Source organism: Pseudomonas sp. R4-39-08 (assembly GCF_003852275.1).
Taxonomy (GTDB): Bacteria; Pseudomonadota; Gammaproteobacteria; order Pseudomonadales; family Pseudomonadaceae; genus Aquipseudomonas.
In genome coordinates, this window is record NZ_CP027733.1 from 456,822 (window position 1) to 482,666 (window position 25,845).

A 25,845-nucleotide genomic window follows, 5' to 3' on the forward strand; every position below is an offset into this window, starting at 1 on the left:
TGTGGGAGCAAGCCTCCTCCCACATTGGATGGCGGTGTTTCAGAGCTTGAATTTGCCGATCAGCGTCTGCAGATCCAGGCTCAACCTCGTCAACTGAACACTCGCGGCCGCCGTTTCCTCGCTGGCGGCGGCGGTCTGTTCCGACACATCCCGCACCTTCAAGACACTGCGATTGATTTCCTCGGCCACCGCGCTTTGCTGTTCGGCGGCGGCGGCAATCTGCGGGTTCATTTCCTGGATGACCGATACCGTGCGGGCAATCGCTGCCAAGGCCTCGCCGGCGTCGCGAGTCAGGGCAACGCTGTTGTCGGTCAGGTTGCGACTGCTGTCCATGATGTCCGCGACCTGCTGGGTGCCGTTATGCAACCCAAGGATCAGCCCTTCAATCTCTTCAGCCGATTCCTGTGTGCGCTGGGCCAGGCTGCGCACTTCATCGGCGACCACGGCAAACCCTCGCCCGGCAGTGCCTGCGCGCGCCGCTTCGATGGCGGCGTTCAGGGCGAGCAGGTTGGTCTGCTGGGACACGGACTTGATAACGTCCAGCACGCTGGCGATCTTTTCGCTCTCTTTTTGCAGAGCCAGCATCGCGCGGCCGGATAAGGCCATTTCACTGGCCAGGTTGCCGATTTGCTCAACCGCCTGGATGACTACCTGCTCGCCGGCGCCGGCCTGCTGGTCTGCTTCGTTCGCTGCAACGGACGCGCGTTCGGCATGGCGCGCCACTTCCTGGGCGGTGGCGAGCATTTCATTCATCGCCGTGGCCACTTGGTCGGTTTCATCTTTCTGATTGTTCAGCCCGTTGCGGGTCTGTTCGGTCACGGTGGATAACTGCGTCGCCGCACCGGCAATCTGCCGAGCGCTGTCACCGATGCTGCTGATCAGGCTGCGCAGGCTGCGGGTCATTTGCCCGATGCTTTGTTGCAGCTGGCCCAGTTCGTCGCGGCGCTCCACGTGGGTGTCGTGGCTCAGGTCGCCTTGAGCGACACGGTTGGCGGCAACGAGGATGTCACGCAACGGCGAGGCGATCTGGCTGGCAATCCACCACGCGGCCAGGGCGCCCAGCACCAGTGCAGCCGCCGTGACGCCAATCAGCAGCGTGCGCGTGTGGTCGGCCTCGTCATTGCGCTTGGTGTTCTGGCTCTGGCTCAGCAAGTTACTGTTCTCGCGCAACTCATTGAGCTGCTGTTCGAAGCGGTTTTGCACGGTTTCGACGTTGAGCTGGGCTTGCTTGAGCTTGAGCAGTTGTGCACGGTAGTCGTTCAGGTCGGTTTTGAGCAGTGCTGAGTCCACGGGCAGCATGAACACTGCCTTCTGTGCGATGTCCAGCGCATCCAGCGCCTGGCTTGCTGCCTCGGCATAGGCTTGCAACGACTCGGCGGCCCAGGCGGGATTCTGGGCGCGATCCTCGGCCTGCTCCATGGCTTGGCGCAGTTGCTCAATGGCGTCGAGCGCCTTTTCGTCATTCTGGTCGGGCAAGTCGCTGGCGAATTGGGCCAGGGTGTCACTGGCCTGCAGGGCGGATTTTTTGAGCGCTGGCCGGACACTCTCTCGCTGCTCGATCAACGCGGGCAGCTCCGCCAGCGCGGCCTTCAAGCCAGCCACCAGGCGTGTCGCCTCCTCATTGCGTTGCACATCGATCGGGTCTACCAATCGATGCGAAAGGTCTGCCAGGAGCTGGTCGATTTTCTCGGTCTTCTGCGTCATCTGAGCCAGGCTGGCTTTGTCCGCAAGGGTGCGGTAGACGGTGCGGTCGGCGCGCATGGCCTCCGCGTACACGGCCAGTTCGCCCAGGCTCGTCAGGCTATTGGACCGATAAAGCACGGCGTTCAGGGCTTGCCAGCCCGCCGCGGCGATCATGAAACTGAGGATCAGCACTTGGCCAAAACCCAGAGCCAGCTTGAGGCGAACACTGGCGTTAACCAGTATGCGGGTCAGCCGAGAAAACATGGCACACCTCCCAATCAGAAAAAGCGTTTCGCGACAGATGAACGCTAATCCGATTCGAGGTGAGGGCTGGCTGATAACTGTGTAGGAAATTTCACAAGATGCGGCGGCCTCAATCGGCCGCCGCTCAAGTCAGTCAGATGCGGAAGCGCCCGACCAGGGTTTGCAGGTAGATGCCCAGGCGTGCCAGCTCTGCACTGGACGCCGCCGTTTCTTCGCTGGCTGAAGAGGTTTGTTCGGAGACATCGCGCACATTCAACACGCTGCGGTTGATCTCTTCGGCTACCGCGCTTTGCTGCTCGGCGGCCGTGGCGATCTGCGAGTTCATCGCCTGGATGGTCGAAACGGTACGTGTGATGTTCTCCAATGCGCTGCCGGCGCGGCGGGTCAGTTCGACACTGCTGTCGGTCAGGCCGCGGCTATTGTCCATGATGGTCGCCACCTGCTGGGTACCGTTTTGCAGGCCGACGATCAGTTCCTCGATCTCCTCGGTGGACTTCTGTGTGCGCTGGGCCAGGCTGCGCACTTCGTCGGCTACCACGGCGAAGCCACGCCCGGCTTCACCGGCACGCGCCGCTTCAATGGCCGCGTTCAGCGCCAGCAGGTTGGTTTGCTGGGCCACGGACTTGATCACGTCGAGCACGCTGCCGATTTTGTCGCTTTCGCGCTTCAGGTCTGCCATGGCGATCGTCGAATTGCCGACTTCGGTGGCCAGGCGCTCGATCTGGGCGATGGCTTCGCCAACCACCTTGTCGCCTTCACGGGCCTGCAGGTCGGCGGCCACGGCGGCTTCCGAGGCTTCTTCGGCATTGCGCGCAACTTCCTGCACGGTAGCGGCCATCTCGTTCATGGCCGTGGCGACCTGGTCGGTCTCGATCTTCTGACTGTTGACCCCGGCGCTGGTCTGTTCGGTCACTGCCGACAACTGCTCGGCGGCGCTGGCGATTTGCGTGACGCCATCGCTGATGCCGCCAATCAACTCGCGCAGGCCCACGGTCATGCTTTGCATGGCGCGTTGCAGTTGGCCGAGTTCATCCTGGCGGGCGGATTCCAGGTTGTGGCTCAGGTCGCCCGAGGCTACGCGTTCGGCGACCTTGAGGGTTTGATTGAGCGGAATGATGATCTGGCGAGTGATGGCCCAGGCGGCGAAGAGACCAAAACTCAGTGCCAGCAGGGCAGCCAGCAGCAACAGCCGTTTGGCTTGCGCGGCATCACTGTCGCGGACCACGGTTTGCGAGGCGGTGAGTGTGCTGCTGCGGTCCAGCAGAATGTCGCCTTGGACGTTCATGAGTTTCAGCGCAGCGGCGCTGGCCACCTGCGAGTCGCGGTACTGGCTGACAGCGGCGCGGTAGGCTTGCAGCGAGGCGCTGGCCTGTTGCAGGTTGGTCGAGAATTGGTCAGGTAGCTGGCCGTCAAGGGCGGCGATTTTCTTCAGCGCATTGTCGATGGCATCCAGCGCAGGCTGCTCGGCCTCGACTTTGCCGCTGTAGGTGTAGCCGCGAACCTGAAACCGCGCCTGCTGGATCAGCTTGCTCAGGTCGACAATGCTGTTGAACTGGCTGACGCTATCGCCCTGTAACAGGGCCTTTTCCACTTCGCCGACTTTGAGCACCGCGTTGTCGGCGGTATCGCCGAGTTTGCTGCGCGCGTTTTCGCGATTGGCTCCTGCCTGGACCATGGCGTCGAATGCACGCTTGTACTGGTCAACCGCCGCAAGTTGGTCATCGACCAACGCGATATCGGCGGGCTGTTCAATCAGCGCCCGCGCAGTTTTCAGGCCGCTTTCCAGGTGGTCGAGAAGGCCATTGACGGTTGCCGGGCCCTGTTCGCCACGACGCATTTCAAAGTCCAGTCGCGCGATGCGCAGGTCCTTGCTCAAGTCGTTGAGGCTGGCGATGTAGCCCAGTTTGTCGCCACGGCTTATCACGCTGGAAAGCCCGGTCCAGCCGGTGAGTGTGATGATTAACGTAAGCAGCAACACCAGGCCGAAGCCTAAGCCCAGTTTGGTTTTGATGCTCACATTTCCGAGCTTTTCGGCCGACCAACGATACATGCTGCGAACTCCCCTGGAACAAGGCTTGGACTTATTCACAGGCTATCGGCATGTGCACGGGATTCTGTAGCGCCACCGATTCACTGGGGGAGGAGGCTTGCCCTAATGCCAGTCAGTTAAGGCTTTTTGTAGGAGCGAGGCGGGCGGCTAGCCCTTGCTCGCGAAGAACTCAGAGCCCCCGCGTTTATTCAGAATGAACGCGTTGCCTAGACGTTTTTCGCGAGCAAGCTCGCTCCTACAGTGGAGCACTTTCGTTTAACCGACAGGCATTAGGGCTTGCCCCGATCATCATAGAGCGTCCGTGACAGGCGCCTGAGGCAGCGCCGCACCCTTGGGCCACAACATCCAGATCTGCCCCTGTTGCTTCATGTTCCCCGCCAACTCGCCCGCTGCCTCGCCTGTGCCCCAGAACAAGTCAGCCCGCACTTCGCCGGTGATTGCGCCCCCGGTGTCCTGGGCTGCGACGGGTCTGGTGATGGCTGAACCGTCAGGTTTGGTGGTCGACAGCCACAGCAGGCTGCCCAGCGGAATCACCTTGCGGTCCACCGCCACGCTGTACCCCGCCGTCAATGGCACATTCAGCGACCCGCGCGGCCCTTCGTTGCTGTCGGGGCGGGCGCTGAAGAATACATAGCTGGGGTTGCTCGCCAACAACTCTGGAATACGCTGCGGATGCGCCTTGGCCCAGGCGCTGATGGCACCCATGCTCACCTCTTCTTTTTTCAGCTCGCCTTGCTCGACCAGCCAGCGGCCGATAGGGCGGTAGGGGTAGCCGTTCTGGTCGCCATACCCCACGCGCAGTTGACGCCCACCGGCCAGTTGAATACGCCCGGAGCCCTGGATCTGCAGGAATTGCAGGTCCATCGGATCGGTCAGCCAGGCTATCGGCTTGGCGGTCGAGCCCTGGCCGTTGATGGTGCTGGCATCGTCATACGGCTTGAGCACGCGGCCTTCCAGGCGGCCGCGCAGGCGTTTGCCCTTGAGTTCCGGGTAGATTGCTTCCAGGTTGACGATAATCAGGTCATCCGGCACGCCGTACACCGGCACATGCGCGGTGGCGGTTTCGGTCAGGCTGCCGGGGTAGACCGGCTCGTAGTAGCCGGTGATCAGGCCGTTCGGGGTGTTGTCGGCTGAACGCAGGCCGAATACATCCAGGCGCTCTTTAAGAAACCCGCGAACCGCCACGGCATTGCCCGGTACGCTGGCTGCCGCTGCGCAGGTCGCGCTCCAGATCGGGTCGGCCTTGAGGCGCTGACAGGCACTGCGCCAGGATTCGAAGCCCGCCAGCAAGTCGCTGTCGGAAACCGCCGGCAGCGCTTCCCACGGAGCGCTCACGTAAGTGGCGACGGCATGGGGTTTGGGCGCCTCTTCTTTGGCTGTCTCTTTGCCAGCGTCTTTGCCCACGTCGCAGCCGGCCAGCAGCGCGATCATCGGTAGAGCCCACGCCAAGCGGCTCCAGGGTTTCCAATTGACATTCATGCACGTAATTCCTGAAGCGATTGCCCGTGCTTTTTCGCGCTTGGGCAATCCTTATTATTAATAGGGCTATTGGTCTTTGCGGAGGGGGCGGGGATACTGACCGCCGTTTCCGTGACCCTGAGCCACCATGACTTTAAAAAATATGACCGTTGTAGTGTTGGCCTGCCTGGCCTTGTCCGCCTGCGGCGGGGTTGACCCCAATTCCCCCCTGGGCCAGCGCAAGGCGATCTTCAAACAGATGCTCAAGACCGCCGAAGGTCTGGGCGGCATGTTGCGCGGGCGCATCCCTTTCGACGGCGCCCAGTTCGCCGACGGCGCGGTCAAGCTGGACGCGTTGTCCCATCAACCCTGGCAGCACTTCCCGAACGTGCGTGAAGAGGACCACACCAGTGCCAGGGACGAGGTGTGGCAAAAGCAGGCGCAGTTCCAGCAAATGGCCCGCGACCTTGAGGCGGCCACCGGTGAATTGGTGATCGCAAGCCAGGTCCAGCCCTATAAGGCCAGCAATCTTCAACCTGCAGTGCAGAAAGTTGAAGATGCCTGCAGCGCCTGCCATAAGCAGTTTCGGGACCACTGACCGGTTTACTGGTCGAGTTCTTCCACCGCATCCTGCAGTTCTTTGCGCGATTCGGCGAGCTTGTCCTTGCGCTTGTTGATCTTGTCCGGATCGCCTTTTTTCATGGCCTTGTCGAGGTCGGCCTGACGGCGGCTGACTTCGTGCTTGGCATCCAGCACCTTGTTTTCGCGTTCTTTCTTCAGCGATGCGTCAGTGCAGTTGGCGGTGACCTCGCTCAGGGCTTTTTCCAGGCCGGCCTGTTGGGCGCTGTTGCCATGGGCCTTGGCCTGTTCAATCTGGGTGCTGATGGCCTGGCGCTTGGCGGCGCAGCCGGTCAGTTCGGGCGCTTCGTCGGCGGCCAGCACCGGCGTGGCCATGAAGCTTGCGACAGTCAGCAAGGCAAGAGGGGCAAAAAATTTCATATAAGGACTCCAAGTAGCATTCAGAGGGTCGGGCCGGACTCAGAAACCGTCTATGCCGGCTTCACGTAATGTTTCAGCCAATGCCTGGACCTGCGGGTCGCGGAAAAAGGCGCTCAGTTGCGCTGCGCGGCCCGGGCCGATGCCGTCCGAGGCCAGCCAGGCTTGGGTGTCTTTGGCGACCAGGGTATGCCAGTCGCCCTCCAGGTTGTTGCGCGCCGCAGGCGGTACGCCAAGGGCTTTGAGCCATTGTGCAAACGGGCGTTGCCGGGCGCTGTGAATACTGTCGAGCACCCGCGCGCGGGTGCGTTCGCCGAAGCCATCAATGTTAGCAAGCTCTGCCGCATCCAGGGTCAACCAATCGAGAAAGCCTGCGATTAGACCGGCCTGGATCAATACGTTCCAGGTTTCCCGCCCCATATGTGGCAAGGCCAGGCCCTGGTTGCTGCTCAGCCAGGTGAGGCGCGAGAGCAGTTGCTCCTCGCAGCCAGGGTCCAGCTGCCAGCAGCTCAAGGCGTGAAAGTCTCGAGTATCGGGTACTGGCACTTCCACTCGGGTGTTGTTGCGCAGGATCACCTCGTCGAGCCGGGGAATGACCTGGCCGGCAAGGCTGATGGATACCTGATCGCCGGGCCGGATGTCGAGGGCCTGCCAGTTTCTCAACGAACCCGCGCTGACTCGGCTGATTTGCCGGTCATCCAGTCGCACCGGTTCCAGTTCGAGAATCGGTGTGATACGCCCGGTACGCCCGATCCTGAACTGTACTTTGCGTACCAGTGCCAGCGCTTTGGTCGCAGGGTACTTCCAGGCCACCGCCCAGTAAGGTGCGCTGGCTTGCCAACGTTTGGCGGGTGCGCGCGCAGCCTGGTGCAACACCACCCCGTCGCTGGCGAATGGCAACGGATGGTTGTACCAATGTGTACGCCAGCGCGTGGCATCGCTGATGCTGTCGATGGACTGGCTATACCGCTGGCTGTCGGTGAACCCCCACCGTGCCAGCGTGGCCAGGCGCTCGGTGAAGCTCGCCGGGCCTTCGGGCCAGGCCCAGACGAACAACCCGATCCCGCCCGCCTCGGTGTCACTCAATTGGCGTCGGTTCATCAAGCCGGCCACTTTGCTACGCGCGTTGAGCCCGCCGTTTGCCGACTGTACGTGACCGTCGAGGCGCCAGTAGAGCTCGCCTTGCAGCACGGCGTCGACGGGGTCCGGCAGTTGCTGGACGATACCCGGCATCTTGCGCGCGGAAGCTGTCCAATCGTGACCGAGCAGGCCATCGCCGCGGCTGATGAGTTGGTGCAGCTGGCCCTTGCGATACACCAGGGTCACGGCTACCCCGTCGACCTTGGGTTGAATCCAGACGTCCTGGCGGGTGCTGAGCCACTCACCCACATCGGACGCGTCCAGCAGCTTCTCCAGGCCGGTATGCGCGACCGGGTGGCGTAGCGTGCCGCGTGAGCTTGCCAGCGGGTTGTAAGCCCTGGGTGTGGGTTGAAGGTCACATTTGCGCCAATGAGTCAGGCGTTGGCGGGCCTGGTCGTACAGTTCATCGCTGATGGGGGATTGACCCTGTCGATGGTAGACGTCATCCCACTGGCTGACCTGCCTGGTCAACGTGTCGATTTGCGCTCGGGCATCCTCGGGACAGTCTTCGGCCCAGGCCCAGCACGGTAGAAAGCCAATCAGGAGAACCATTGACGCGCGCATCGGGAGCATCCTTGCTCGAAAAGGGCGTTCAGCCTAAGTGATCCGCACGGCCACAAAAAAGCCCCGACCGAGCGGGGCTTTTTACCGGGTGTTTCTGCCTGCTTGAACCAGCCGTCCAACGCCTCCGGCGCGTCGTGGTTATCAGCCTCGGCCGCCCGATTTTGCTGGCCGCGTCGACTTCGGCCTCGGTTTCAACGATTTTGTTGCAATCTTTGAAAATCAAAAAGCCCCGCCGGGCGAACCTGGCGTGGCTTTGTCAGCCGCGAACGATTACAGACCGGCAGCGGTACGCAGGTCGTTGGCGCGGTCAGTTTTTTCCCAGGTGAAGGTGGTGAAGGTGTCGTCGCCGACCGTCTTCTGCGCAGGGGTACGACCGAAGTGGCCGTAGGCTGCGGTTTCCTGGTACATCGGGTGCAGCAGGTCGAGCATGGTGGTGATCGCGTACGGGCGCAGGTCGAAGATCTCGCGCACCAGCTTGACGATCTTGTCATCGCTGATCTTGCCGGTACCGAAGGTATTCAGCGAGATCGAAGTAGGCTGGGCCACGCCGATGGCGTAGGACACCTGAATCTCGCAACGCTCGGCCAGGCCGGCGGCGACGATGTTCTTGGCCACGTAACGACCGGCGTAGGCAGCGGAACGGTCGACCTTGGATGGATCTTTGCCGGAGAACGCGCCACCGCCGTGACGGGCCATGCCGCCGTAGCTGTCGACGATGATCTTGCGGCCGGTCAGGCCGCAGTCGCCCACCGGGCCGCCGATGATGAACTGGCCGGTCGGGTTGATGTGGAACTGGGTGTCCTTGCTCAGCAGCTCGGCAGGCAGTACGTGCTTGACGATCAGCTCCATCACGCCTTCGCGCAGGTCTTTGTAGGAGACATCCGGGTTGTGCTGGGTGGACAGTACGACGGCGTCGATACCCACCACTTTGCCGCCTTCGTAGCGGCAGGTGACCTGGGACTTGGCGTCCGGGCGCAGCCACGGCAGCAGGCCGGATTTACGTGCTTCGGCCTGGCGCTGTACCAACTGGTGAGAGAAGGTGATCGGCGCGGGCATCAGCACCTCGGTTTCGTTGCTGGCGTAGCCGAACATCAGGCCCTGATCGCCAGCGCCTTGATCTTCAGGCTTGGCCCGGTCGACGCCCTGGTTGATGTCGGGGGACTGCTTGCCGATGATGTTCATCACGCCGCAGGTCGCGCCGTCAAAGCCGACGTCGGAGCTGTTGTAGCCGATGTCGGTGATCACGTCGCGCACGATCTGTTCCAGGTCGACCCAGGCCGTGGTGGTGACTTCGCCGGCGATGATCGCCACGCCCGTTTTCACCAGAGTCTCGCACGCCACACGGGCGAACTTGTCTTCAGCAATGATGGCGTCCAGCACCGCGTCAGAAATCTGGTCGGCGATTTTGTCCGGATGCCCTTCAGACACGGACTCGGAGGTGAAAAGGGAGTATTCGCTCATCTCGATGTTTTCCTGATATTTACCGATGGTGAGTGTCGCCAGCCGGTCGCTGAAAATGGCGGACCTGAATCTGGAAACCATTACGTAAACCTACATAGAGGCTTTCCCCGGGAACGAGTCCCGCAGCGGTGGCCCAACGGGCCAGATCGTCCTGTTCAAAACCCAACCAGAGATCACCGCAGGCCTCCCTGGCCCAATTCTGGTTGTGGCTGCATAAATCCGTTACCAGCAGGCTACCGCCGGGGTGCAGCAACCCGGCCATTTGCTTGAGCGCGTCGGCGGGGGCGGCAAAGTGGTGCAAGACCATATTCAGCACCACGCAATCGGCCCGCAGGCGGGTGTCGCTCAGGGCGTCGGCCAGTTGCAGGCGGACGTTGCCCAACGCCTCGCGTTCACACAGCTGGCGCGCCAGTTCAAGCATCGCCGGGCTGTTGTCCAGCGCCGTCACCTGGCCAAAGCGCCGCGCCAGGTCCGGCAGGAAACCGCCGTCGCCAGGACCGACTTCCAGGGCCGTGGCCTCATTGCTGAAGCTCAGCTTGTCCAGCAGCGCCAGTACGCTTTCGCGGTACTGGGGCAAGCCGGCGATCAGGTCTTGCTGAGCACGAAATTTCTCGGCAACCCGTGCGAAAAAATCCTGGCTGGCAGCGGCGCGTTGCCCATGGACCTGACTGACGCGCGACTGTACGTCGCTCGGCAGGTCCAGGCTGTCCACTTCGTCAAGCAGGGCGGCGTGCAGTTTGCCGCCGAGCAACTCGGTGTGGGGCAGGGCGCGACGGTAAAAAATTGCATTGCCTTCGCGGCGGGTCGCCACCAGGTCGGCCTGGGCCAGTACCTTCAGATGATGGCTCATGCCGGACTGGCCGATGGCGAAGATCTGCGCCAGTTCCAATACGCCGAAGGAGTCGTTGGCCAGTGCGCGCAATACGTTCAAGCGCAACGGATCACCTGCAGCCTTGCAAAGGGCTGCCAGTTCATCGCCGTCGTCAGGACGCAGGGAGGGCACGGGTAGGTTCATAAGGCCAGCAGTCTAGTGACGGGTGGTAATCGCCGCAAGGCCAATATCAAAAAGTTTTGATATTGATCGATAAGTGGCAGTTATAAGCGGGCGCTATAACCTTTGGACGAACCGGCATCCGGGTTCTGCAAGGGATTGGCGGGCAAACCGCAGGAAAAACCGCTTCAAGTGACTATCTGTCATTGCCCGCAGGCGGTGGCTGAGGGAAAATGCCGGTCCTTTTTTCCGTTTCTTTGTTCAAGCCCCCAGGAGATCAGCGATGCCCAGCCGTCGTGAGCGTGCCAACGCCATTCGTGCCCTCAGCATGGATGCCGTGCAAAAAGCCAACAGCGGCCATCCCGGTGCCCCGATGGGCATGGCGGATATCGCCGAAGTACTTTGGCGTGACTACCTGAAGCACAACCCGAGCAACCCGTCGTTCGCCGACCGTGACCGTTTCGTACTGTCCAACGGCCACGGCTCGATGCTGATCTATTCGCTGCTGCACCTGAGCGGCTACGACGTCACCATCGATGACCTCAAGAGCTTCCGCCAGTTGCACAGCCGCACCCCGGGCCACCCGGAATTCGGCTACACCCCAGGCGTCGAGACCACCACCGGTCCCCTGGGCCAGGGCCTCGCTAACGCGGTTGGCTTCGCGCTGGCTGAAAAAGTCTTGGGCGCGCAGTTCAATCGCCCGGGCCACGATATCGTCGATCATCACACCTACGTATTTTTGGGTGATGGTTGCATGATGGAAGGCATTTCCCACGAAGTCGCTTCCCTGGCCGGCACCTTGGGCCTGGGCAAGCTGATTGCCTTCTACGATGACAATGGCATTTCCATCGACGGCGAAGTCGAAGGCTGGTTCACCGATGACACCCCCAAGCGTTTCGAAGCCTACAACTGGCAGGTGATCCGCAACGTCGACGGCCACGATCCGGAAGAAATCAAGATCGCCATCGACACCGCTCGCAAGAGCGCGCAGCCGACCCTGATCTGCTGCAAGACCACCATCGGCTTCGGCTCGCCGAACAAGCAAGGCAAGGAAGACTGCCACGGCGCCCCGCTGGGTGACGCGGAAATCGCCCTGACCCGCGAAGCGCTGAAGTGGAACCACGGCCCGTTCGAGATCCCGGCCGACATCTACGCCGAGTGGGACGCCAAGGAAAAAGGCCTGGCCACCGAAGCCGAGTGGGACCAGCGCTTCGCTGCCTACTCCGCCGAATTCCCTGAGCTTGCCAATGAGCTGGTACGCCGCCTGGCCGGTGACCTGCCGGCCGATTTCTCGGAAAAAGCCTCGGCCTACATCGCCGAAGTCGCGGCCAAGGGCGAGACCATTGCCAGCCGTAAAGCCAGCCAGAACACCCTGAACGCCTTTGGCCCGCTGCTGCCTGAGTTCCTCGGCGGTTCGGCCGACCTGGCCGGTTCCAACCTGACGTTGTGGAAAGGCTGCAAAGGCGTGTCGGCCGAAGACGCCAGCGGCAACTACATGTACTACGGCGTGCGCGAGTTCGGCATGAGCGCCATCATGAACGGCGTGTCGCTGCACGGCGGCCTGGTGCCTTACGGCGCGACCTTCCTGATGTTCATGGAGTACGCCCGCAACGCGGTACGCATGGCCGCGCTGATGAAGAAGCGCGTGATCCATGTGTACACCCACGACTCCATCGGCCTGGGCGAAGACGGCCCGACGCACCAGCCGGTCGAGCAATTGACCAGCTTGCGCACCACGCCGAACCTGGATTGCTGGCGCCCTGCCGACGCGGTGGAATCCGCCGTGGCCTGGAAGCACGCCATCGAGCGCAAGGACGGCCCTTCGGCGCTGATCTTCTCGCGCCAGAACCTGCAGCACCAGGTGCGTACCGACGCGCAGATCGCCGACATCAGCCGTGGTGGCTATGTGCTCAAGGACTGCATCGGTGAGCCGGAACTGATCCTGATCTCCACCGGTTCCGAAGTGGGCCTGACCGTTCAGGCGTACGACAAGCTGACCGCCCAGGGCCGCAACGTTCGCGTGGTGTCCATGCCCTGCACCAGCGTGTTCGAAGCCCAGGACGCCGGCTACAAGCAATCGGTATTGCCGTTGCAGGTCAGCGCGCGTATCGCCATTGAGGCGGCTCACGCCGACTACTGGTACAAGTACGTAGGCTTGGAAGGCCGCGTGATCGGCATGACCACCTACGGTGAGTCGGCGCCGGCACCTGCCTTGTTCGAAGAGTTCGGTTTCACCCTGGAAAACATCCTGGGCCAGGCTGAAGAGTTGTTGGAAGACTAAGGCGCTAACGCGGTGGCCCATTGACCACCGCCTCTACTGTAGGAGCGAGCTTGCTCGCGAAGATCGTTAACGATAACGCAGCGTTTCTGGTTTAACGCGGCGCTCTCAAGTTCTTCGCGAGCAAGCTCGCTCCTACAGTGGTTTGTGTCGCCCCTACTGCGAGAACCCCATGCCCCAACCGCGTCCCTACAAAGTTGCACTCAACGGCTACGGCCGCATTGGTCGTTGCGTCTTGCGTGCTCTGTTCGAGCGAGGGGCGGCGGCAGGGTTTGAAATTGTCGCGATCAACGACTTGGCCGACATGGCCAGCATCGAATACCTGACACGTTTCGACTCCACCCATGGCCGCTTCCCTGGCGAAGTGCGGGTCGAGGGCGATTGTCTGCATATCAATGGCGACTGCGTAAAAGTACTGCGCAGTGCCACCCCCGAGGGCATCGACTGGGCGGCGTTAGGCGTCGACCTGGTGTTGGAATGCTCCGGCGCCTACCACACCCGTGCCGACGGCCAGCGTTTTCTCGATGCCGGCGCTCCGCGCGTGCTGTTTTCCCAGCCGATGGCCAGCGAGGCGGATGTCGACGCCACCGTCGTCTACGGCATCAATCAGGACTGCCTGACCGGCGCCGAGCTGCTGGTGTCCAACGCCTCGTGCACCACCAACTGCAGCGTGCCGTTGTTGCGCCTGCTGGATCAGGCGATCGGCCTGGACTACGTGTCGATCACCACGATCCACTCGGCCATGAACGACCAACCGGTGATCGACGCCTATCACCACGAGGACCTGCGCCGCACGCGCTCGGCGTTCCAGTCAGTGATTCCGGTGTCCACCGGCCTGGCGCGTGGCATCGAGCGATTGCTGCCGGAACTTGCCGGGCGAATCCAGGCCAAAGCGGTACGGGTGCCGACGGTGAACGTATCCTGTCTGGACATCACCATGCAAACCGTGAGCGATACCGATGCGGCGCAGGTCAACCGGATATTGCGCGACGCCGCCACCAGCGGCCCGCTCAAAGGCTTGCTGGCCTACACCGAGTTGCCCCACGCCAGCTGCGATTTCAACCATGACCCGCATTCGGCAATTGTCGATGCCAGCCAGACCCGCGTTTCCGGCCCGAGGCTGGTGAACATCCTGGCCTGGTTCGACAACGAATGGGGCTTTGCCAACCGAATGCTCGATGTTGCAGAACACTATCTGCAAGTGGCTTCCAAACAACCTCAACAGTAATTCAGGAACTGCGACCCATGACCGTGTTGAAGATGACCGACCTCGATCTGCAAGGTAAGCGCGTACTGATTCGCGAAGACCTCAACGTCCCAGTCAAGGACGGTGTTGTCACCAGCGATGCGCGAATCCTGGCCTCGCTGCCGACCATCAAGCTGGCCCTGGAAAAAGGCGCGGCCGTGATGGTCTGCTCCCACCTGGGTCGCCCGACCGAAGGTGAGTTCTCCGCCGAAAACAGCCTCAAGCCTGTGGCCGAATACCTGAGCAAGGCCCTGGGCCGCGACGTACCGTTGGTGGCTGACTACCTGGGCGGCGTTGACGTCAAGCCTGGCGACATCGTGCTGTTCGAAAACGTGCGCTTCAACAAGGGCGAGAAAAAGAACAGCGACGAGCTGGCCCAGCAATACGCGGCGCTGTGCGACGTATTCGTGATGGACGCTTTTGGCACCGCCCACCGCGCCGAAGGCTCGACTCACGGCGTGGCCAAGTTCGCCAAGGTCGCCGCTGCCGGTCCGCTGCTGGCCGCTGAGCTGGATGCGCTGGGCAAGGCCCTGGGCGCTCCGGCGCAACCGATGGCCGCCATCGTGGCCGGTTCCAAAGTCTCCACCAAGCTGGACGTACTCAACAGCCTCAGCCAGATCTGCAACCAGTTGATCGTCGGCGGCGGCATTGCCAACACCTTCCTGGCCGCAGCCGGCCATCCGGTGGGCAAGTCGCTGTACGAGCCGGACCTGCTCGATACCGCCCGCGCCATCGCCGCCAAGGTCAGCGTGCCGCTGCCGGTGGACGTGGTGGTCGCCAAGGAATTCGCCGAAAGCGCCGAAGCCACCGTCAAGCTCATCGCTGACGTGGCCGACGACGACATGATCCTGGATATCGGCCCGCAAACTGCAGCCAACTTCGCTGAGCTGTTGAAAGCCTCCCAGACCATCCTGTGGAACGGCCCGGTCGGCGTATTCGAATTCGACCAATTCGGCAACGGCACCAAGGTGTTGGCCAAAGCCATCGCTGAAAGCTCGGCGTTCTCCATCGCGGGGGGTGGCGACACTCTGGCGGCCATCGATAAATATGGCGTTGCTGATCAGATCTCCTACATTTCTACCGGTGGCGGTGCGTTCCTCGAGTTCGTCGAGGGCAAAGTGCTGCCGGCCGTGGAAGTGCTGGAAACCCGAGCCAAAGGTTAAGGCGCGCGTGATCAGGAAAAAGGAGCGTCCCATGATCAAGTCGTTGGCACTGGTGATAGCAGTGGGCCTGTTAGCCGGCTGCAGCAGCACGCCAAGCGCGGCGCCCGAGGCGGATAAAGCCACGGCACCGCTGAAAAAAAACTGCTACCAGGCCGACTGGCAAGCCGAGACCATGCCGGTGATCAACAAGCGCATGGGCAATGACCGGCTGGAGAAATACGACTCCGCGCCCAACGGTCAGGAACAGGGTTGCCCTTGACGGGTCTGATCCACTAACCCACAGCAATGACGGCCTCAGGTCGCCCTGCGAGGATTGGCAATGAAAGGCGTTATCGCCCTGGCAACCCTGGCCTTGTTGGCCGGTTGCAGCAGCATGAACATGTTCGACAAGGCTGGGCCGGAAGGTAAATGGACGACGTGGACCTGCGACAGCAAGGCCGAGGTCAATTGGCGCTTCGCCAACCCGGCCCGCACTGAGGTGGATGTACGCCTCGGCGGTTCCGACCAGGTTTATCGCCTCAAGCAGGACGTTGCGGCTTCGGGCGTGCTGTACAGCAATGATCAGCTGGCGTTTCACACCAAGGGTGAGGAAGGCCTGATTTACTGGACGGCCACGGATGATTTGATTGGACGGGGCTGCAAGGCCCAATAAGGTCTCGAATGTGACGAGATCCAAATGTGGGAGGGGGCTTGCCCCCCGATTACGGTAGGTCAGCCAGCACACAGGTGTCTGGCAAACCGCTATCGGGAGCAAGCCCCCTCCCACATTAAATCCGGTTCCAAAGTGACATAGGTTGTGAGCCGGACACTGCAATAACGATTCAGCAGCACAAGGCTCAACCCCTTGATCTGCAATAACTTGAATAGCAGCCGCCGCTACGGCAGGCTTGCACGATTAACGACCCTCGACCGGGAGAGACAACACAATGGCACTTATCAGCATGCGTCAAATGCTGGACCACGCAGCCGAGTTCGGCTACGGCGTCCCAGCCTTTAACGTCAACAACCTCGAGCAGATGCGCGCCATCATGGAAGCCGCTGACAAGACCGACTCCCCCGTGATCGTCCAGGCTTCGGCCGGTGCCCGCAAATACGCCGGTGCGCCGTTCCTGCGCCACCTGATCCTCGCGGCCATCGAAGAATTCCCGCACATCCCGGTGTGCATGCACCAGGATCACGGCACCAGCCCTGACGTATGCCAGCGCTCGATCCAGTTGGGCTTCAGCTCGGTGATGATGGACGGCTCTCTCGGCGAAGACGGCAAGACCCCAACCGACTACGAATACAACGTACGCGTTACCCAACAAACCGTGGCCATGGCTCACGCCTGCGGCGTATCGGTTGAAGGCGAGCTGGGCTGCCTGGGTTCCCTGGAAACCGGCATGGCCGGCGAAGAAGACGGCATCGGCGCCGAAGGCGTGCTGGATCACAGCCAGATGCTGACCGACCCGGAAGAAGCCGCCGACTTCGTCAAGAAGACCCAGGTAGATGCCCTGGCCATCGCCATCGGCACTAGCCACGGCGCCTACAAGTTCACCAAGCCACCGACCGGCGACGTGCTGGCCATCGACCGCATCAAGGAAATCCACAAACGCATCCCCAACACCCACCTGGTGATGCACGGTTCTTCCTCGGTACCGCAAGAGTGGCTGGCGATCATCAACCAGTACGGCGGCGACATCAAAGAAACTTACGGCGTACCGGTTGAAGAAATCGTCGAAGGCATCAAGTACGGCGTGCGCAAGGTCAACATCGACACCGACCTGCGTCTGGCCTCCACGGGCGCGATGCGTCGCCTGATGGCGACCAACCCGAGCGAGTTCGACCCGCGTAAATTCTTCGGCGCCACCGTGACTGCAATGCGTGATGTATGTATCGCACGTTACGAAGCCTTTGGTACTGCGGGTAATGCTTCGAAGATCAAGCCGATCTCGTTGGAAGCGATGTATCAGCGGTATTTGAAAGGTGAGTTGAACGCTAAGGTCAATTAAGCCCGCAGCTTTACCAAGAAGCCCGCAGCGATGCGGGCTTTTTTGTGTTTGGAATTTGATCAGGCAGCGCTGGGAGTATCGAAGCCACGGTGTTCGATAACGCGGAACACGTCACTCACGTCCTGTACCAAAATACGCGCAGTGTTAGCCACATTGTTCAGGTCGCGCTCGGCGAAGTCCGGCAGGCTGGAGCAGGCCATCAGGTTGAGGTGTTCCAATGCGGCGTTGAGGCGTTCGCGCAGGCAGGCGTGGAGGTCGAGCAGTGGGGCTTCGCTGTCGATAAGAAGCACGGGGTAGTCGGTGGCGGTTTCCGTGCAGGGGCTAAAACGGCGGGGTGGAAGTTGTTGGGTCATGGCTGATATTCCTCGTATCTGAAAGGACTACCGCCATTCGCTGCGAAACGAATTGGGTGGTAGCTGTGTGCGGGTTCGCAGACCGAGGATACGAGGAACCCGGCAGACCCGAAGGTCTCCCACACACAGCCACCATAAAACAGACGACGGGCGCCTAAGCGCTCATCATTGTATTCATGATGCTTGGTTACACACGTATCGTTAGGGCTGCGAAACCCTATCGCCGATCAATGCCAGCGACGGGGCGAACTATAAGCGGCGAGTTGCCTTGCCGCAACGGTGCTGTAGGACCGGCACCGCATCCTCAGGCCAAGCAGGGCAAATGTGGGAAGGGGCTTGCCCCCGATGGCGGTGCGTCAGTCACTGCATGTGCAAGCTGATACACCGCCATCGGGAGCAAGCCCCCTCCCACAGGGGATTCAGGTGTCTGCACTTACTGGGGAATGACCCTCGCGCTCATCGGACATGGCCTACGCGCATTGAGGCCAGTCCACCTATTCATGATCAATATCCAACTTCGCAAACGTCACCTTTGCCCCTTCCTTGCTATCCCCGCTGTTGTCCTGCACATACACCCCAGCCTTGAAGTACAACGGCTTGTCGGCCCAGGCTGCGCCGATGCGTTCATTCCACTCACTGTCGGCCGCGTACACGCTGAGCAGCCCGGCTTTGTTGAGGTTGATCACATAGGTGAAGGTCTTTTCCAGTGGCACATTGGAGGCAACGATGATTACCCGGCTTTCAGATTCGTCCGGGCGCATGCGCACTTTGGCGACGATGTTGCCGGTCTGGGTTTTTTCCTTGAACTGGTACTCCAGCTTGATCAGCGGTTTCTGACTGTCGTAGGCGTGGATCTGGCCGATCACGACCTTGCCGGTGGACGGTACCTGGTTGACGGTGAGCGTGGCGCGCAAGAAGTTATCGGCTTCGGGGTAGGTCCAGTTGCGCAAGCGCCCGTCGGCGTAGGTCTCGCGCAGTTCGCTGCGCGGGTAGATGGCGTTTTCGGTGCGGGTGCCGGTGACAGGGGTCCAGAACTGCACATCGCTGCCTTCGGCCTGGAAGTACTGGTCATTGAAGCCGTTGAGCAGCTTCGGGGTTTCGATGGTCGTGGGCGGGGAGCCGACCGGAATGCTCAGGTTCCAGGTGGAAAGGTCGATCATGGTGTTGGCCTTTTACGAGGGGTGAAAGCTTTAGCCCGAGGGCTGCACAGGTTCTTTATAGGTGGTGTTAACCAAGTTGTTAACACTGACTGGCAATTTATTGGCGTCAGAGGAATGCCAAAAAGCCATGTTGCCCATGGTACGCGGGCTACAGAGCCTGACCGTTAGTCGGCTGCCTCGGCTTTGGCGCAATGATGGCATCGACGTTACTTCTGCTTTTTTATAACCGGGGCTAGAGTGAGGCCTCATTATTTGTCCGGTTTAAAGTACCCGAAGTGACCGGTGCAGTTCCTTAAGGAAGAGACGTAGCATGGATTGCGCTCCAAACCTCGGCGACGGCAGTTCAGTTCTCTTGGTGGTCGATGACTACCCGGAAAATCTCGTCAGCATGCGTGCAGTGTTGCAGCGCGAAGACTGGCGAATCATTACCGCCGCTTCCGGTCTGGAGGCCCTGGAATTGCTACTGGTCCACGACGTCGATCTGGTATTGCTGGACGTGCGAATGCCCGGTATGGATGGCTTCGAGGTGGCACGCCTGATGCGGGGCAGCCAGCGTACGAGCATGACGCCGATCATCTTTCTCACTGCCGATGCACAGTCGCCCGACGCGGTGCTCAAAGGCTATGCCAGCGGTGCGATCGACTACCTGTTCAAGCCCTTCGACCCGCATATCCTCAAACCCAAGGTGCAGGCGCTGTTGGAGCATCAGCATAATCGCCGCGCCCTGCAGCGGTTGAGCCATGACCTGGAAGCCGCCCGCGCCTTCAATGCCTCGGTGTTGGACAACGCCGCCGAAGGCATTCTGGTGGTGGGCGAGGGCAGCGTGATTGAGTATGCCAACCCTGCGATCTGCAGGCTGCTCAACGCCACGATGGCGGAGTTGCAAGGCGAGAGTTTCTTGAGCTTCCTGCAAAAACCCCATGTGCCCGCCTGGTTGGGGTTCCCGATGTATGAGGCCTATCGCAAAGGCGAAACGTGGCGCTTGCACGATGCCATCTTGCGCACCAGCCGTGGTCAACAGGTGCCGGTGGCGTTGTCCTGCGCGCCCTTGCCCGCAGAGCAGAAGGCGATGGTGGTGACGGTGCTGGACATGTCCGAGGTGCGTCACTTGCACCAGCAACTGGAGTTCCAGGCGGTGACCGACCCGCTGACCGGGCTGCTCAATCGTCGCGGCTTCTACCAGACAGTGGGCAACATGTTGTCGCGCAGCGAGCGCAATGAGCAGTCGCTGGTGTTGCTGTACCTGGATCTGGATGGCTTCAAACGAGTCAACGATACCTTGGGCCACGACGCCGGTGATCGCGTGCTGCGCTGGGTTTCCGAGCAGATGCAGGCGTGCTTGCGCTCCTACGACATTCTGGGACGCATGGGCGGGGATGAATTCACTGCCTTGCTGGAACTGGAGTTCCCGGAGCAGGCGGCGAAGATTGCGGAAAAACTGATCGAACGGGTGTCGGTGTGCCAGCAGGTCGACGGTCTGGAGGTGATGCTTGGGGTCAGCATCGGTATTGCGACGTTTCCCGACTGTGGCTCGGACCTGAGCGGCCTGTTGCGCGCGGCGGACATCGCCATGTACGAAGCCAAGCGCGCCGGCCGTCAGCAGTATCGCTATTACGACCAGGAAATGAACGGTCGCGCCCGTTCACGCCTGATGCTGGAAGACAGTGTGCGCACCGCGATCCAAAACAAGGAATTCACCTTGGTGTACCAGCCGCAGGTGTCGCTGCAGGATGGGCGCTTGCGCGGTGTCGAGGCGTTGCTGCGCTGGCAGCACCCAAGCGTCGGCGATGTATCGCCGGGTCTGTTTTTGCCGTTGCTGGAAGAGGCGCGCTTGATCAGCCAGTTGAGCACGTGGATTTACCAGCAAGTCGCCGCCCAACGCCAGGCCTGGCAAGCGGCGTTCGATGAAGAGCTGGTGCTGAGCGTGAGCCTGAGCAGCAGCCAGTTCAATATGCCTAACCTGGCCAGCCAACTGCGCCAGGTCCTCGAAAGGCACGGGTTACAGGGGCGGCAGTTGGAAGTGGAAATCAGTGAAGACTGCCTGATGAGTAACCTTGAGGAATCGACCAAGCAGCTCAAGCTGTTGCGTGGGCTTGGGGTGCGTATCGCCCTGGATGACTTTGGCTCAGGACGTTGTTCCCTGGCCCATCTGCGCGACCTGGCGTTCGACACCCTCAAGCTGGACCCGCAATTGGTGGCTCGCCTGCCAGGCTCGGCACGGGATGCAGCGATGGCGCGCAGCATCATCGAGCTGTGCGGGCATTTCGATGTTTTGGTGATCGCCGAGGGCGTAGAAACCCTTGAGCAGTCGCAGTGGCTCAAGGCCCATGGCTGCTCGTTCATCCAGGGCACCTGGGCGGCGGCGCCGCTGATGGCCGAGGACGTTGTCGGTTGGTCGCACCCTCACGCGCTTTGAATTCGCTACACTGGCGCCCGTCCGAACCACGTTGCAGACCCCATGACCGCGTTGAAATACCTCCAGGCCTATCCCGCTGCCCTTCAGGAGCAAGTTCGCCAGCTGATCGCCAAGGACCAGTTGGGCGCCTATCTGGAGCAGCGTTATCCCGAGCGGCACGCCGTGCAGAGCGACAAGGCCCTGTACAGCTACGCCCTAGCCTTGAAGCAGGAACACCTGCGCAATGCGCCGTCGATCGACAAGGTGCTGTTTGATAACCGCCTGGACCTGACCCACCGCGCCCTGGGATTGCACACCACGATTTCCCGGGTGCAGGGTGGCAATCTCAAGTCCAAGAAAGAGATCCGCATCGCCTCGCTGTTCAAGGAAGCGGCTCCCGAGTTCCTGCGCATGATCGTGGTGCACGAGCTGGCGCACTTTAGGGAATCGGACCACAACAAGGCGTTCTACAAACTCTGTGAACACATGATGCCCGGCTACCACCAGGTGGAATTCGACCTGCGGGTGTACCTTACCTGGCGCGATCTGCAGGGCAAGCCCTAATCACAAGGCGATTGACCATGGATGTGAGCAAGACCAAGAGCAGCTTCTACCGCCGCCTGTATGTGGCGTATTTGATCGACAGCGGGCTGGCCAGCAGCGTCCCTGCATTGACCGAAGCGACTGGCATGCCCCGGCGCACGGCGCAGGATACGATTGCGGCGTTGGCCGATCTGGATATTGTGTGCGAGTTCGAGCAGGAGGATGGCGCCCGTAACCATGCCGGGCGTTATCGGATTCGTGATTGGGGGGCGATTGATCGGCGGTGGATCGAGGGGAATCTTGCGGTGATCAAGCAGGTGTTGGGGTATCCCTGAGGTCTGCGGTGGATGGGCTGACGCTATCGGGAGCAAGCCCCCTCCCACATTTGACCGCATTCCTACCGGTTGAACGCGGCCCCATGTGGGAGGGGGCTTGCCCCCGATGAGGCCCTCAAGCCCGCCGCATCCCGATATGTGGAATATCATCCTCAAGGTATTCCTCACCCACCACCACAAACCCGTACCGTCCGTAATACCCCTGCAAGTGCGCCTGGGCTGACAGAAAAATCGGTGTCTCGGGCCAGATATCCCGGACCTGATTAAGGGCCTCCTCCATCATCAAATGTCCCAGCCCGGTGCCCCGCGCCGATGGCGCGACGATCACTCGACCGATCACCACATCGCCGCCCTGGGTCTCTGGGTCCAGCAGCCGCAGGTAGGCCACCAGCTCATTGTCGTTCCAGGCCATCAGGTGGTGGGTATCGCCTGACAGGTCCTGCCCGTCAATGTCCTGGTAAACGCATTTCTGTTCAACGACGAACACCTCGCCGCGCAGGCGCAGGATGGCGTAAAGCTGTTCCTTGCCCAGATCGTCGTGATGTTTGCAGACCCAATCAACCGTCATGATGTGCGCTCTTGTCAAAGGCTTGGCAGGGATAGTAAGCGCGACCGGCGCTGCTGTCTAAAACCGGCTATTTTGTGAATAGCGTCAATTTGCCATCATTCAGTGCATGCGCGGCCGACTTCTTTGTGTAATAAGCAATAGACGCTCATTGATGAGCTACTGTTATCAGGCCATCGCCTGTCCGCCAAGGATTTTAAGCATGCCGCGATTGTCTCGTGCCGTTGCTTTGATTGCAGTGTTGCTGCTGGCTCAACCGGTGGTGGCGCAGCGTCTGCGTCTGGTGGCGGATGGCTGGCCACCGTTTACCGATGTCACCTTGGTCAACGGCGGGCTGGCCACGGATATCGTCAGCACCGCGCTGGCTCGGGCGGGGTATGCCAGTGATTTTGAGCAGGTGCCTTGGGCGCGCGCGCTGAAGGGTGTAGGCGATGGGCGCTACGACGTGCTGATCAACGCGTGGTACGACGATGCCCGCACGCAGCTGGGGCAGTTTTCCGAGCAATATCTGGTCAACCGTGTGCGTTTTATCAAGCGTCGCGACGACGCTATCGATTATCAGAGCCTGGAACAGTTGCACGACGAAAGCATTGCCGTGGTGCGCGGCTATGCCTATTCGGCGGCATTCGACCAGGATGCGCTGTTACAGAAAGTCCCGGTGCATAACTTTGCCATGGCCGTGCGCATGCTGGCGGCGGGCCGTGTACGGCTGACGCTGGAAGACGAGTACGTGGCGCGTTACTACCTGGCGCGGGAGTCACCGAGGGTGCGCAATGCCGTGGAGTTCCTGGGCAAGCCGCTGAGTGAGAACAGCCTGCATATCCTGGTCAGCCTGAAGAACCCCGAGCATGCGCAGATCGTGGCCGGCTTTGATCGGGAGATTGCCAGGATGAAGGCCGATGGCAGTTATGCCAAGTTGATGAAGGCGCATGGGATGTAGTGTTCTTGCTTGCCCCCGATGGCAGTCTAAGCCGCGCGGGTATCCTTGATCAGATGCGCCGCCAACGTGCGCAACGGCCCCAACTGCCGACAGATCAACGCCAACTGCGTTTGCACCAGCCGCTGGCCTTCGTCGATCTCATCCGGCATCTGCTCAAGCTGCGCCGCCAGTGCTTCCTCCTCATCACTCTGAATCGCAATCGGCTGTTTATTCGCCAGCCCACTGGCGATCTCGTCGATGCTCAACGCCAGGGCGTGCCCGGCACCGTCGATCAACTGCTCCCGCACCTCGGCCGGCAGCTGGGTGTCGCGGTGTGCGCCAAGGCCCGACAAGTAGCTGAGCAGGGTGTGCGACAGCACCAGGAACCTGAAGCCCACATCCGCTTCCTTACGGAAATGCCCCGGTTCCATCAGCATGTTCGCCAGGGTGGTGGACAGCGCCGCATCGGCGTTGTGCGCGTTGCGACGGGCCAGGCGGTAGGCCAGGTCGTCGCTCTTGCCAGCGGCGTACTGCTGCATGATCTGGCGCAGGTAGATGCTGTTACAGGTCAGGGTATTGGCCAGCACTTTGTTCAGGCGCCGGCCTTGCCAGTCCGGCAGGAACAGGAACACCGCCAGGCCCGCGATCAGGCTGCCGAGCAGGGTATCGAACAGGCGTGGCAGGAACAGTCCGTAGCCATCGCCTACTTGGTTGAAGCAGAACAGCACCATCAGGGTGATCGCTGCCGTGGCCAGGGTGTAGCGCGTGGTGCGATTGATAAAGAACACCAGGCCGGCAGCGATGGCGAACATCGACTGCACCACCGGGCTGGGGAACAGGTCGAACAGCGCCCAGGCCACCGTGAGGCCGATGGCGGTGCCGATGATCCGCTGGCCGAGCTTGCGTCGCGTCGCGCCGTAGTTCGGTTGGCAAACAAATAGCGTGGTGAGGATGATCCAGTAGCCCTGGGATGCGTGGATGGCATGCAGCGTGGCGTAGCCGACGGTGAGTGCCAGGGACAGGCGCAGGGCGTGGCGAAACAGCAGCGAGGTCGGCGTGAGCTGGGTGCGCAGGCGCGTCCACATTTCCTTGAGGTTGCGCGGGGCGCGGTCCAGCAGGTTGCTGTCGGTGGCGTCGGCCAGGGCGTCGGGGTTGCTCGCGTCGCCGAGCAGGCGGTCGAGGGTGGACAGGTTGGCGGCCAGGGCGCGCAACGAGCGCAGTAAACCGCGCCAGGCCGGGTTGCTCTGGATGCGCAGGTGTTCCAGGGAGGCGTTCAAATCGCCCAGGGCTTCGGCGAAGCTGTCGTCATAGATGAACGGCTGGCGCAGCTGGATCGACTCGGCCAGGGCCTGGCACGCCTTGCCTTGCTGGCGCAGCAGGCGTTGGCAGCGGAACAGCACGTCGCTGTGGAAGAAGGCTTCGGCCAGGGCGTTATACGGGTAATGGGACGAACTGGCGCGCTCGTGGATGTCTTGCGCCAGGAAGTACAGCTTCAGGTACCGGCTGACCTTCGAGCCTGGGCGACCATTGCCGACGCGGTGCAGGATGATTTCCTTGGCGGCATTCAAGGCGGCGACGACCCGGCCATTTTGCTGGGCCAATTCCAGGCGCCGCGCCTCTACGTCCAGCTGGCGGATCGGTTCGAACAGCGACGACTTGAGTTTGAGGTAACGCCCCAGCTCGCGGAACAACCGCGCCAGGCTCTGCTGCACCGGCTGGTTGGAAAACAGCGCCTGCCACAGCACCGACAGCACGCCGTACCAGGCCGCACCCGCCACCAGCAGCAAGGGCTCGTGCCAGAAATCACTGACGGCACCGCCGCGCTGGTCCACGCCGATCATGGTATAGACCGACAGAATCAATGTGGCCGAGGCAATCGCGCCATAGCGTTCGCCGAGCGCGCCGAGCATGGTCAGGCCGAACGTGGCCAGGGCCAGGGAGGCCGCGAAAATCCAGGGGTAAGGGAACAGCAGTTCCACCGACAGCGCCGCGATGCTGAAGCACACCAGCGTCACCGCCAGGGCGTTGAGGCGGCCTTGCCAACTGTCATCGGTCTCGGCCAGGGCGCTGGCGATAATCCCCAGGAACAGCGGGATCAACAGCGTCATTTCATCCTGATACCAGCACAGCGCCATGCTGCCGGTCAGGGCGATGAATACCCGAATGCTGTAGCTGAATTTATCCAGTGCCCACAGGCGCCGCAGGGACTGCTTGAACGAGGTCGATGACATGAAGTCGGGAGTCTTCCGGGACGATGCCGCTAAATTGAGCTATCAAGGACGCCACGGCA

At 61.4% G+C, this 25,845-nt stretch carries 22 protein-coding genes and 1 pseudogene; 11 read left to right on the forward strand and 12 right to left on the reverse strand.

Going from position 1 to position 25,845, the window contains the following annotated elements; all coding sequences use genetic code 11:
• Nucleotides 1–39: 39 nt before the first annotated feature.
• The 4 genes and pseudogenes from C4J88_RS01910 to C4J88_RS01920 form a co-directional block, all read right to left on the reverse strand.
• Nucleotides 40–1,947, reverse strand: a complete 1,908-nt coding sequence (locus C4J88_RS01910; RefSeq protein ID WP_124406068.1) for a methyl-accepting chemotaxis protein — start codon at nt 1,945–1,947, stop codon at nt 40–42.
• A gap of 133 nt (nt 1,948–2,080) precedes the next feature.
• Complete coding sequence (locus C4J88_RS27965) at nt 2,081–2,953, reverse strand: methyl-accepting chemotaxis protein (protein WP_372237489.1); 873 nt, start codon at nt 2,951–2,953, stop codon at nt 2,081–2,083.
• Nucleotides 2,939–3,997, reverse strand: a pseudogene (locus C4J88_RS27970) (methyl-accepting chemotaxis protein); the annotation flags it as partial. The pseudogene C4J88_RS27970 and the gene C4J88_RS27965, both read right to left, overlap by 15 nt.
• Nucleotides 3,998–4,285: 288 nt before the next feature.
• On the reverse strand, nt 4,286–5,476 hold the full coding sequence (locus C4J88_RS01920) for a murein transglycosylase A (protein WP_124365514.1): 1,191 nt from the start codon (nt 5,474–5,476) through the stop codon (nt 4,286–4,288).
• Between the two features lie 127 nt (nt 5,477–5,603).
• On the opposite strand from C4J88_RS01920, the gene C4J88_RS01925 reads away from it, so the two are divergent.
• Nucleotides 5,604–6,053, forward strand: coding sequence for a cytochrome c (locus C4J88_RS01925; protein WP_124406070.1), 450 nt, complete (start codon nt 5,604–5,606; stop codon nt 6,051–6,053).
• Between the two features lie 5 nt (nt 6,054–6,058).
• Here C4J88_RS01925 and C4J88_RS01930 read toward each other — a convergent pair whose 3' ends face one another.
• The 4 genes from C4J88_RS01930 to C4J88_RS01945 form a co-directional block, all read right to left on the reverse strand.
• On the reverse strand, nt 6,059–6,454 hold the full coding sequence (locus C4J88_RS01930) for a DUF1090 domain-containing protein (protein ID WP_124406071.1): 396 nt from the start codon (nt 6,452–6,454) through the stop codon (nt 6,059–6,061).
• A gap of 39 nt (nt 6,455–6,493) precedes the next feature.
• A complete protein-coding gene (gene ligB / locus C4J88_RS01935) occupies nt 6,494–8,155 on the reverse strand; it encodes an NAD-dependent DNA ligase LigB (RefSeq protein ID WP_124406072.1) in 1,662 nt (553 codons plus the stop codon).
• A 270-nt stretch (nt 8,156–8,425) separates the two neighbouring features.
• Nucleotides 8,426–9,616: a methionine adenosyltransferase gene (gene metK / locus C4J88_RS01940; RefSeq protein WP_124365518.1), complete on the reverse strand. Its 1,191-nt coding sequence runs from the start codon at nt 9,614–9,616 to the stop codon at nt 8,426–8,428.
• 19 nt (nt 9,617–9,635) lie between these two features.
• Entirely contained in the window at nt 9,636–10,631 is a 996-nt protein-coding gene (locus C4J88_RS01945; RefSeq protein ID WP_124406073.1) for a metalloregulator ArsR/SmtB family transcription factor, read from the reverse strand.
• Between the two features lie 259 nt (nt 10,632–10,890).
• Here C4J88_RS01945 and tkt point away from each other — a divergent pair, with 259 nt between their 5' ends.
• From tkt to fba, 6 genes are all read left to right on the forward strand, one after another.
• Nucleotides 10,891–12,888, forward strand: coding sequence for a transketolase (gene tkt / locus C4J88_RS01950; RefSeq protein ID WP_124360904.1), 1,998 nt, complete (start codon nt 10,891–10,893; stop codon nt 12,886–12,888).
• 169 nt (nt 12,889–13,057) lie between these two features.
• The gene (gene epd / locus C4J88_RS01955; RefSeq protein WP_124406074.1) at nt 13,058–14,113 is read left to right on the forward strand and encodes an erythrose-4-phosphate dehydrogenase; all 1,056 of its coding nucleotides are present in this window, start codon (nt 13,058–13,060) and stop codon (nt 14,111–14,113) included.
• A 17-nt stretch (nt 14,114–14,130) separates the two neighbouring features.
• On the forward strand, nt 14,131–15,294 hold the full coding sequence (locus C4J88_RS01960) for a phosphoglycerate kinase (RefSeq protein ID WP_057014011.1): 1,164 nt from the start codon (nt 14,131–14,133) through the stop codon (nt 15,292–15,294).
• A 31-nt stretch (nt 15,295–15,325) separates the two neighbouring features.
• Entirely contained in the window at nt 15,326–15,553 is a 228-nt protein-coding gene (locus tag C4J88_RS01965) for a hypothetical protein (protein WP_124369295.1), read from the forward strand.
• Nucleotides 15,554–15,613: 60 nt separating this feature from the next.
• Nucleotides 15,614–15,946 carry an MliC family protein gene (locus tag C4J88_RS01970; RefSeq protein ID WP_124406075.1) on the forward strand — a complete coding sequence of 111 codons (333 nt, stop codon included), beginning with the start codon at nt 15,614–15,616 and terminating at the stop codon, nt 15,944–15,946.
• Nucleotides 15,947–16,220: 274 nt separating this feature from the next.
• The gene (fba, locus tag C4J88_RS01975) at nt 16,221–17,285 is read left to right on the forward strand and encodes a class II fructose-bisphosphate aldolase (RefSeq protein ID WP_003177554.1); all 1,065 of its coding nucleotides are present in this window, start codon (nt 16,221–16,223) and stop codon (nt 17,283–17,285) included.
• A gap of 59 nt (nt 17,286–17,344) precedes the next feature.
• On the opposite strand, the gene C4J88_RS01980 is transcribed toward fba, so the two are convergent.
• Both C4J88_RS01980 and C4J88_RS01985 read right to left on the reverse strand, forming a co-directional pair.
• Complete coding sequence (locus C4J88_RS01980; RefSeq protein ID WP_124406076.1) at nt 17,345–17,638, reverse strand: fructose-bisphosphate aldolase; 294 nt, start codon at nt 17,636–17,638, stop codon at nt 17,345–17,347.
• Nucleotides 17,639–18,132: 494 nt separating this feature from the next.
• Complete coding sequence (locus C4J88_RS01985; RefSeq protein ID WP_124360908.1) at nt 18,133–18,798, reverse strand: polysaccharide lyase family 7 protein; 666 nt, start codon at nt 18,796–18,798, stop codon at nt 18,133–18,135.
• A gap of 310 nt (nt 18,799–19,108) precedes the next feature.
• Between C4J88_RS01985 and C4J88_RS01990 the strand changes: the two genes are divergently transcribed.
• Genes C4J88_RS01990 through C4J88_RS02000 form a run of 3 tightly spaced genes read left to right on the forward strand, consistent with a single transcriptional unit; the run spans nt 19,109 to nt 22,071 of the window.
• The gene (locus tag C4J88_RS01990) at nt 19,109–21,214 is read left to right on the forward strand and encodes a bifunctional diguanylate cyclase/phosphodiesterase (RefSeq protein WP_124406077.1); all 2,106 of its coding nucleotides are present in this window, start codon (nt 19,109–19,111) and stop codon (nt 21,212–21,214) included.
• A gap of 42 nt (nt 21,215–21,256) precedes the next feature.
• A complete protein-coding gene (locus C4J88_RS01995; RefSeq protein WP_124365525.1) occupies nt 21,257–21,757 on the forward strand; it encodes a M48 family metallopeptidase in 501 nt (166 codons plus the stop codon).
• 17 nt (nt 21,758–21,774) lie between these two features.
• Nucleotides 21,775–22,071 carry a helix-turn-helix domain-containing protein gene (locus C4J88_RS02000; protein WP_124406078.1) on the forward strand — a complete coding sequence of 99 codons (297 nt, stop codon included), beginning with the start codon at nt 21,775–21,777 and terminating at the stop codon, nt 22,069–22,071.
• A gap of 115 nt (nt 22,072–22,186) precedes the next feature.
• On the opposite strand, the gene C4J88_RS02005 is transcribed toward C4J88_RS02000, so the two are convergent.
• The gene (locus C4J88_RS02005; RefSeq protein WP_124406079.1) at nt 22,187–22,639 is read right to left on the reverse strand and encodes a GNAT family N-acetyltransferase; all 453 of its coding nucleotides are present in this window, start codon (nt 22,637–22,639) and stop codon (nt 22,187–22,189) included.
• Between the two features lie 199 nt (nt 22,640–22,838).
• Between C4J88_RS02005 and C4J88_RS02010 the strand changes: the two genes are divergently transcribed.
• The gene (locus tag C4J88_RS02010) at nt 22,839–23,576 is read left to right on the forward strand and encodes an ABC transporter substrate-binding protein (RefSeq protein WP_124360912.1); all 738 of its coding nucleotides are present in this window, start codon (nt 22,839–22,841) and stop codon (nt 23,574–23,576) included.
• A gap of 26 nt (nt 23,577–23,602) precedes the next feature.
• Here the strand turns inward: C4J88_RS02010 and yccS are convergent, their stop codons facing one another.
• Nucleotides 23,603–25,786, reverse strand: coding sequence for a YccS family putative transporter (gene yccS, locus C4J88_RS02015; protein ID WP_124369304.1), 2,184 nt, complete (start codon nt 25,784–25,786; stop codon nt 23,603–23,605).
• Nucleotides 25,787–25,845: the final 59 nt, after the last annotated feature.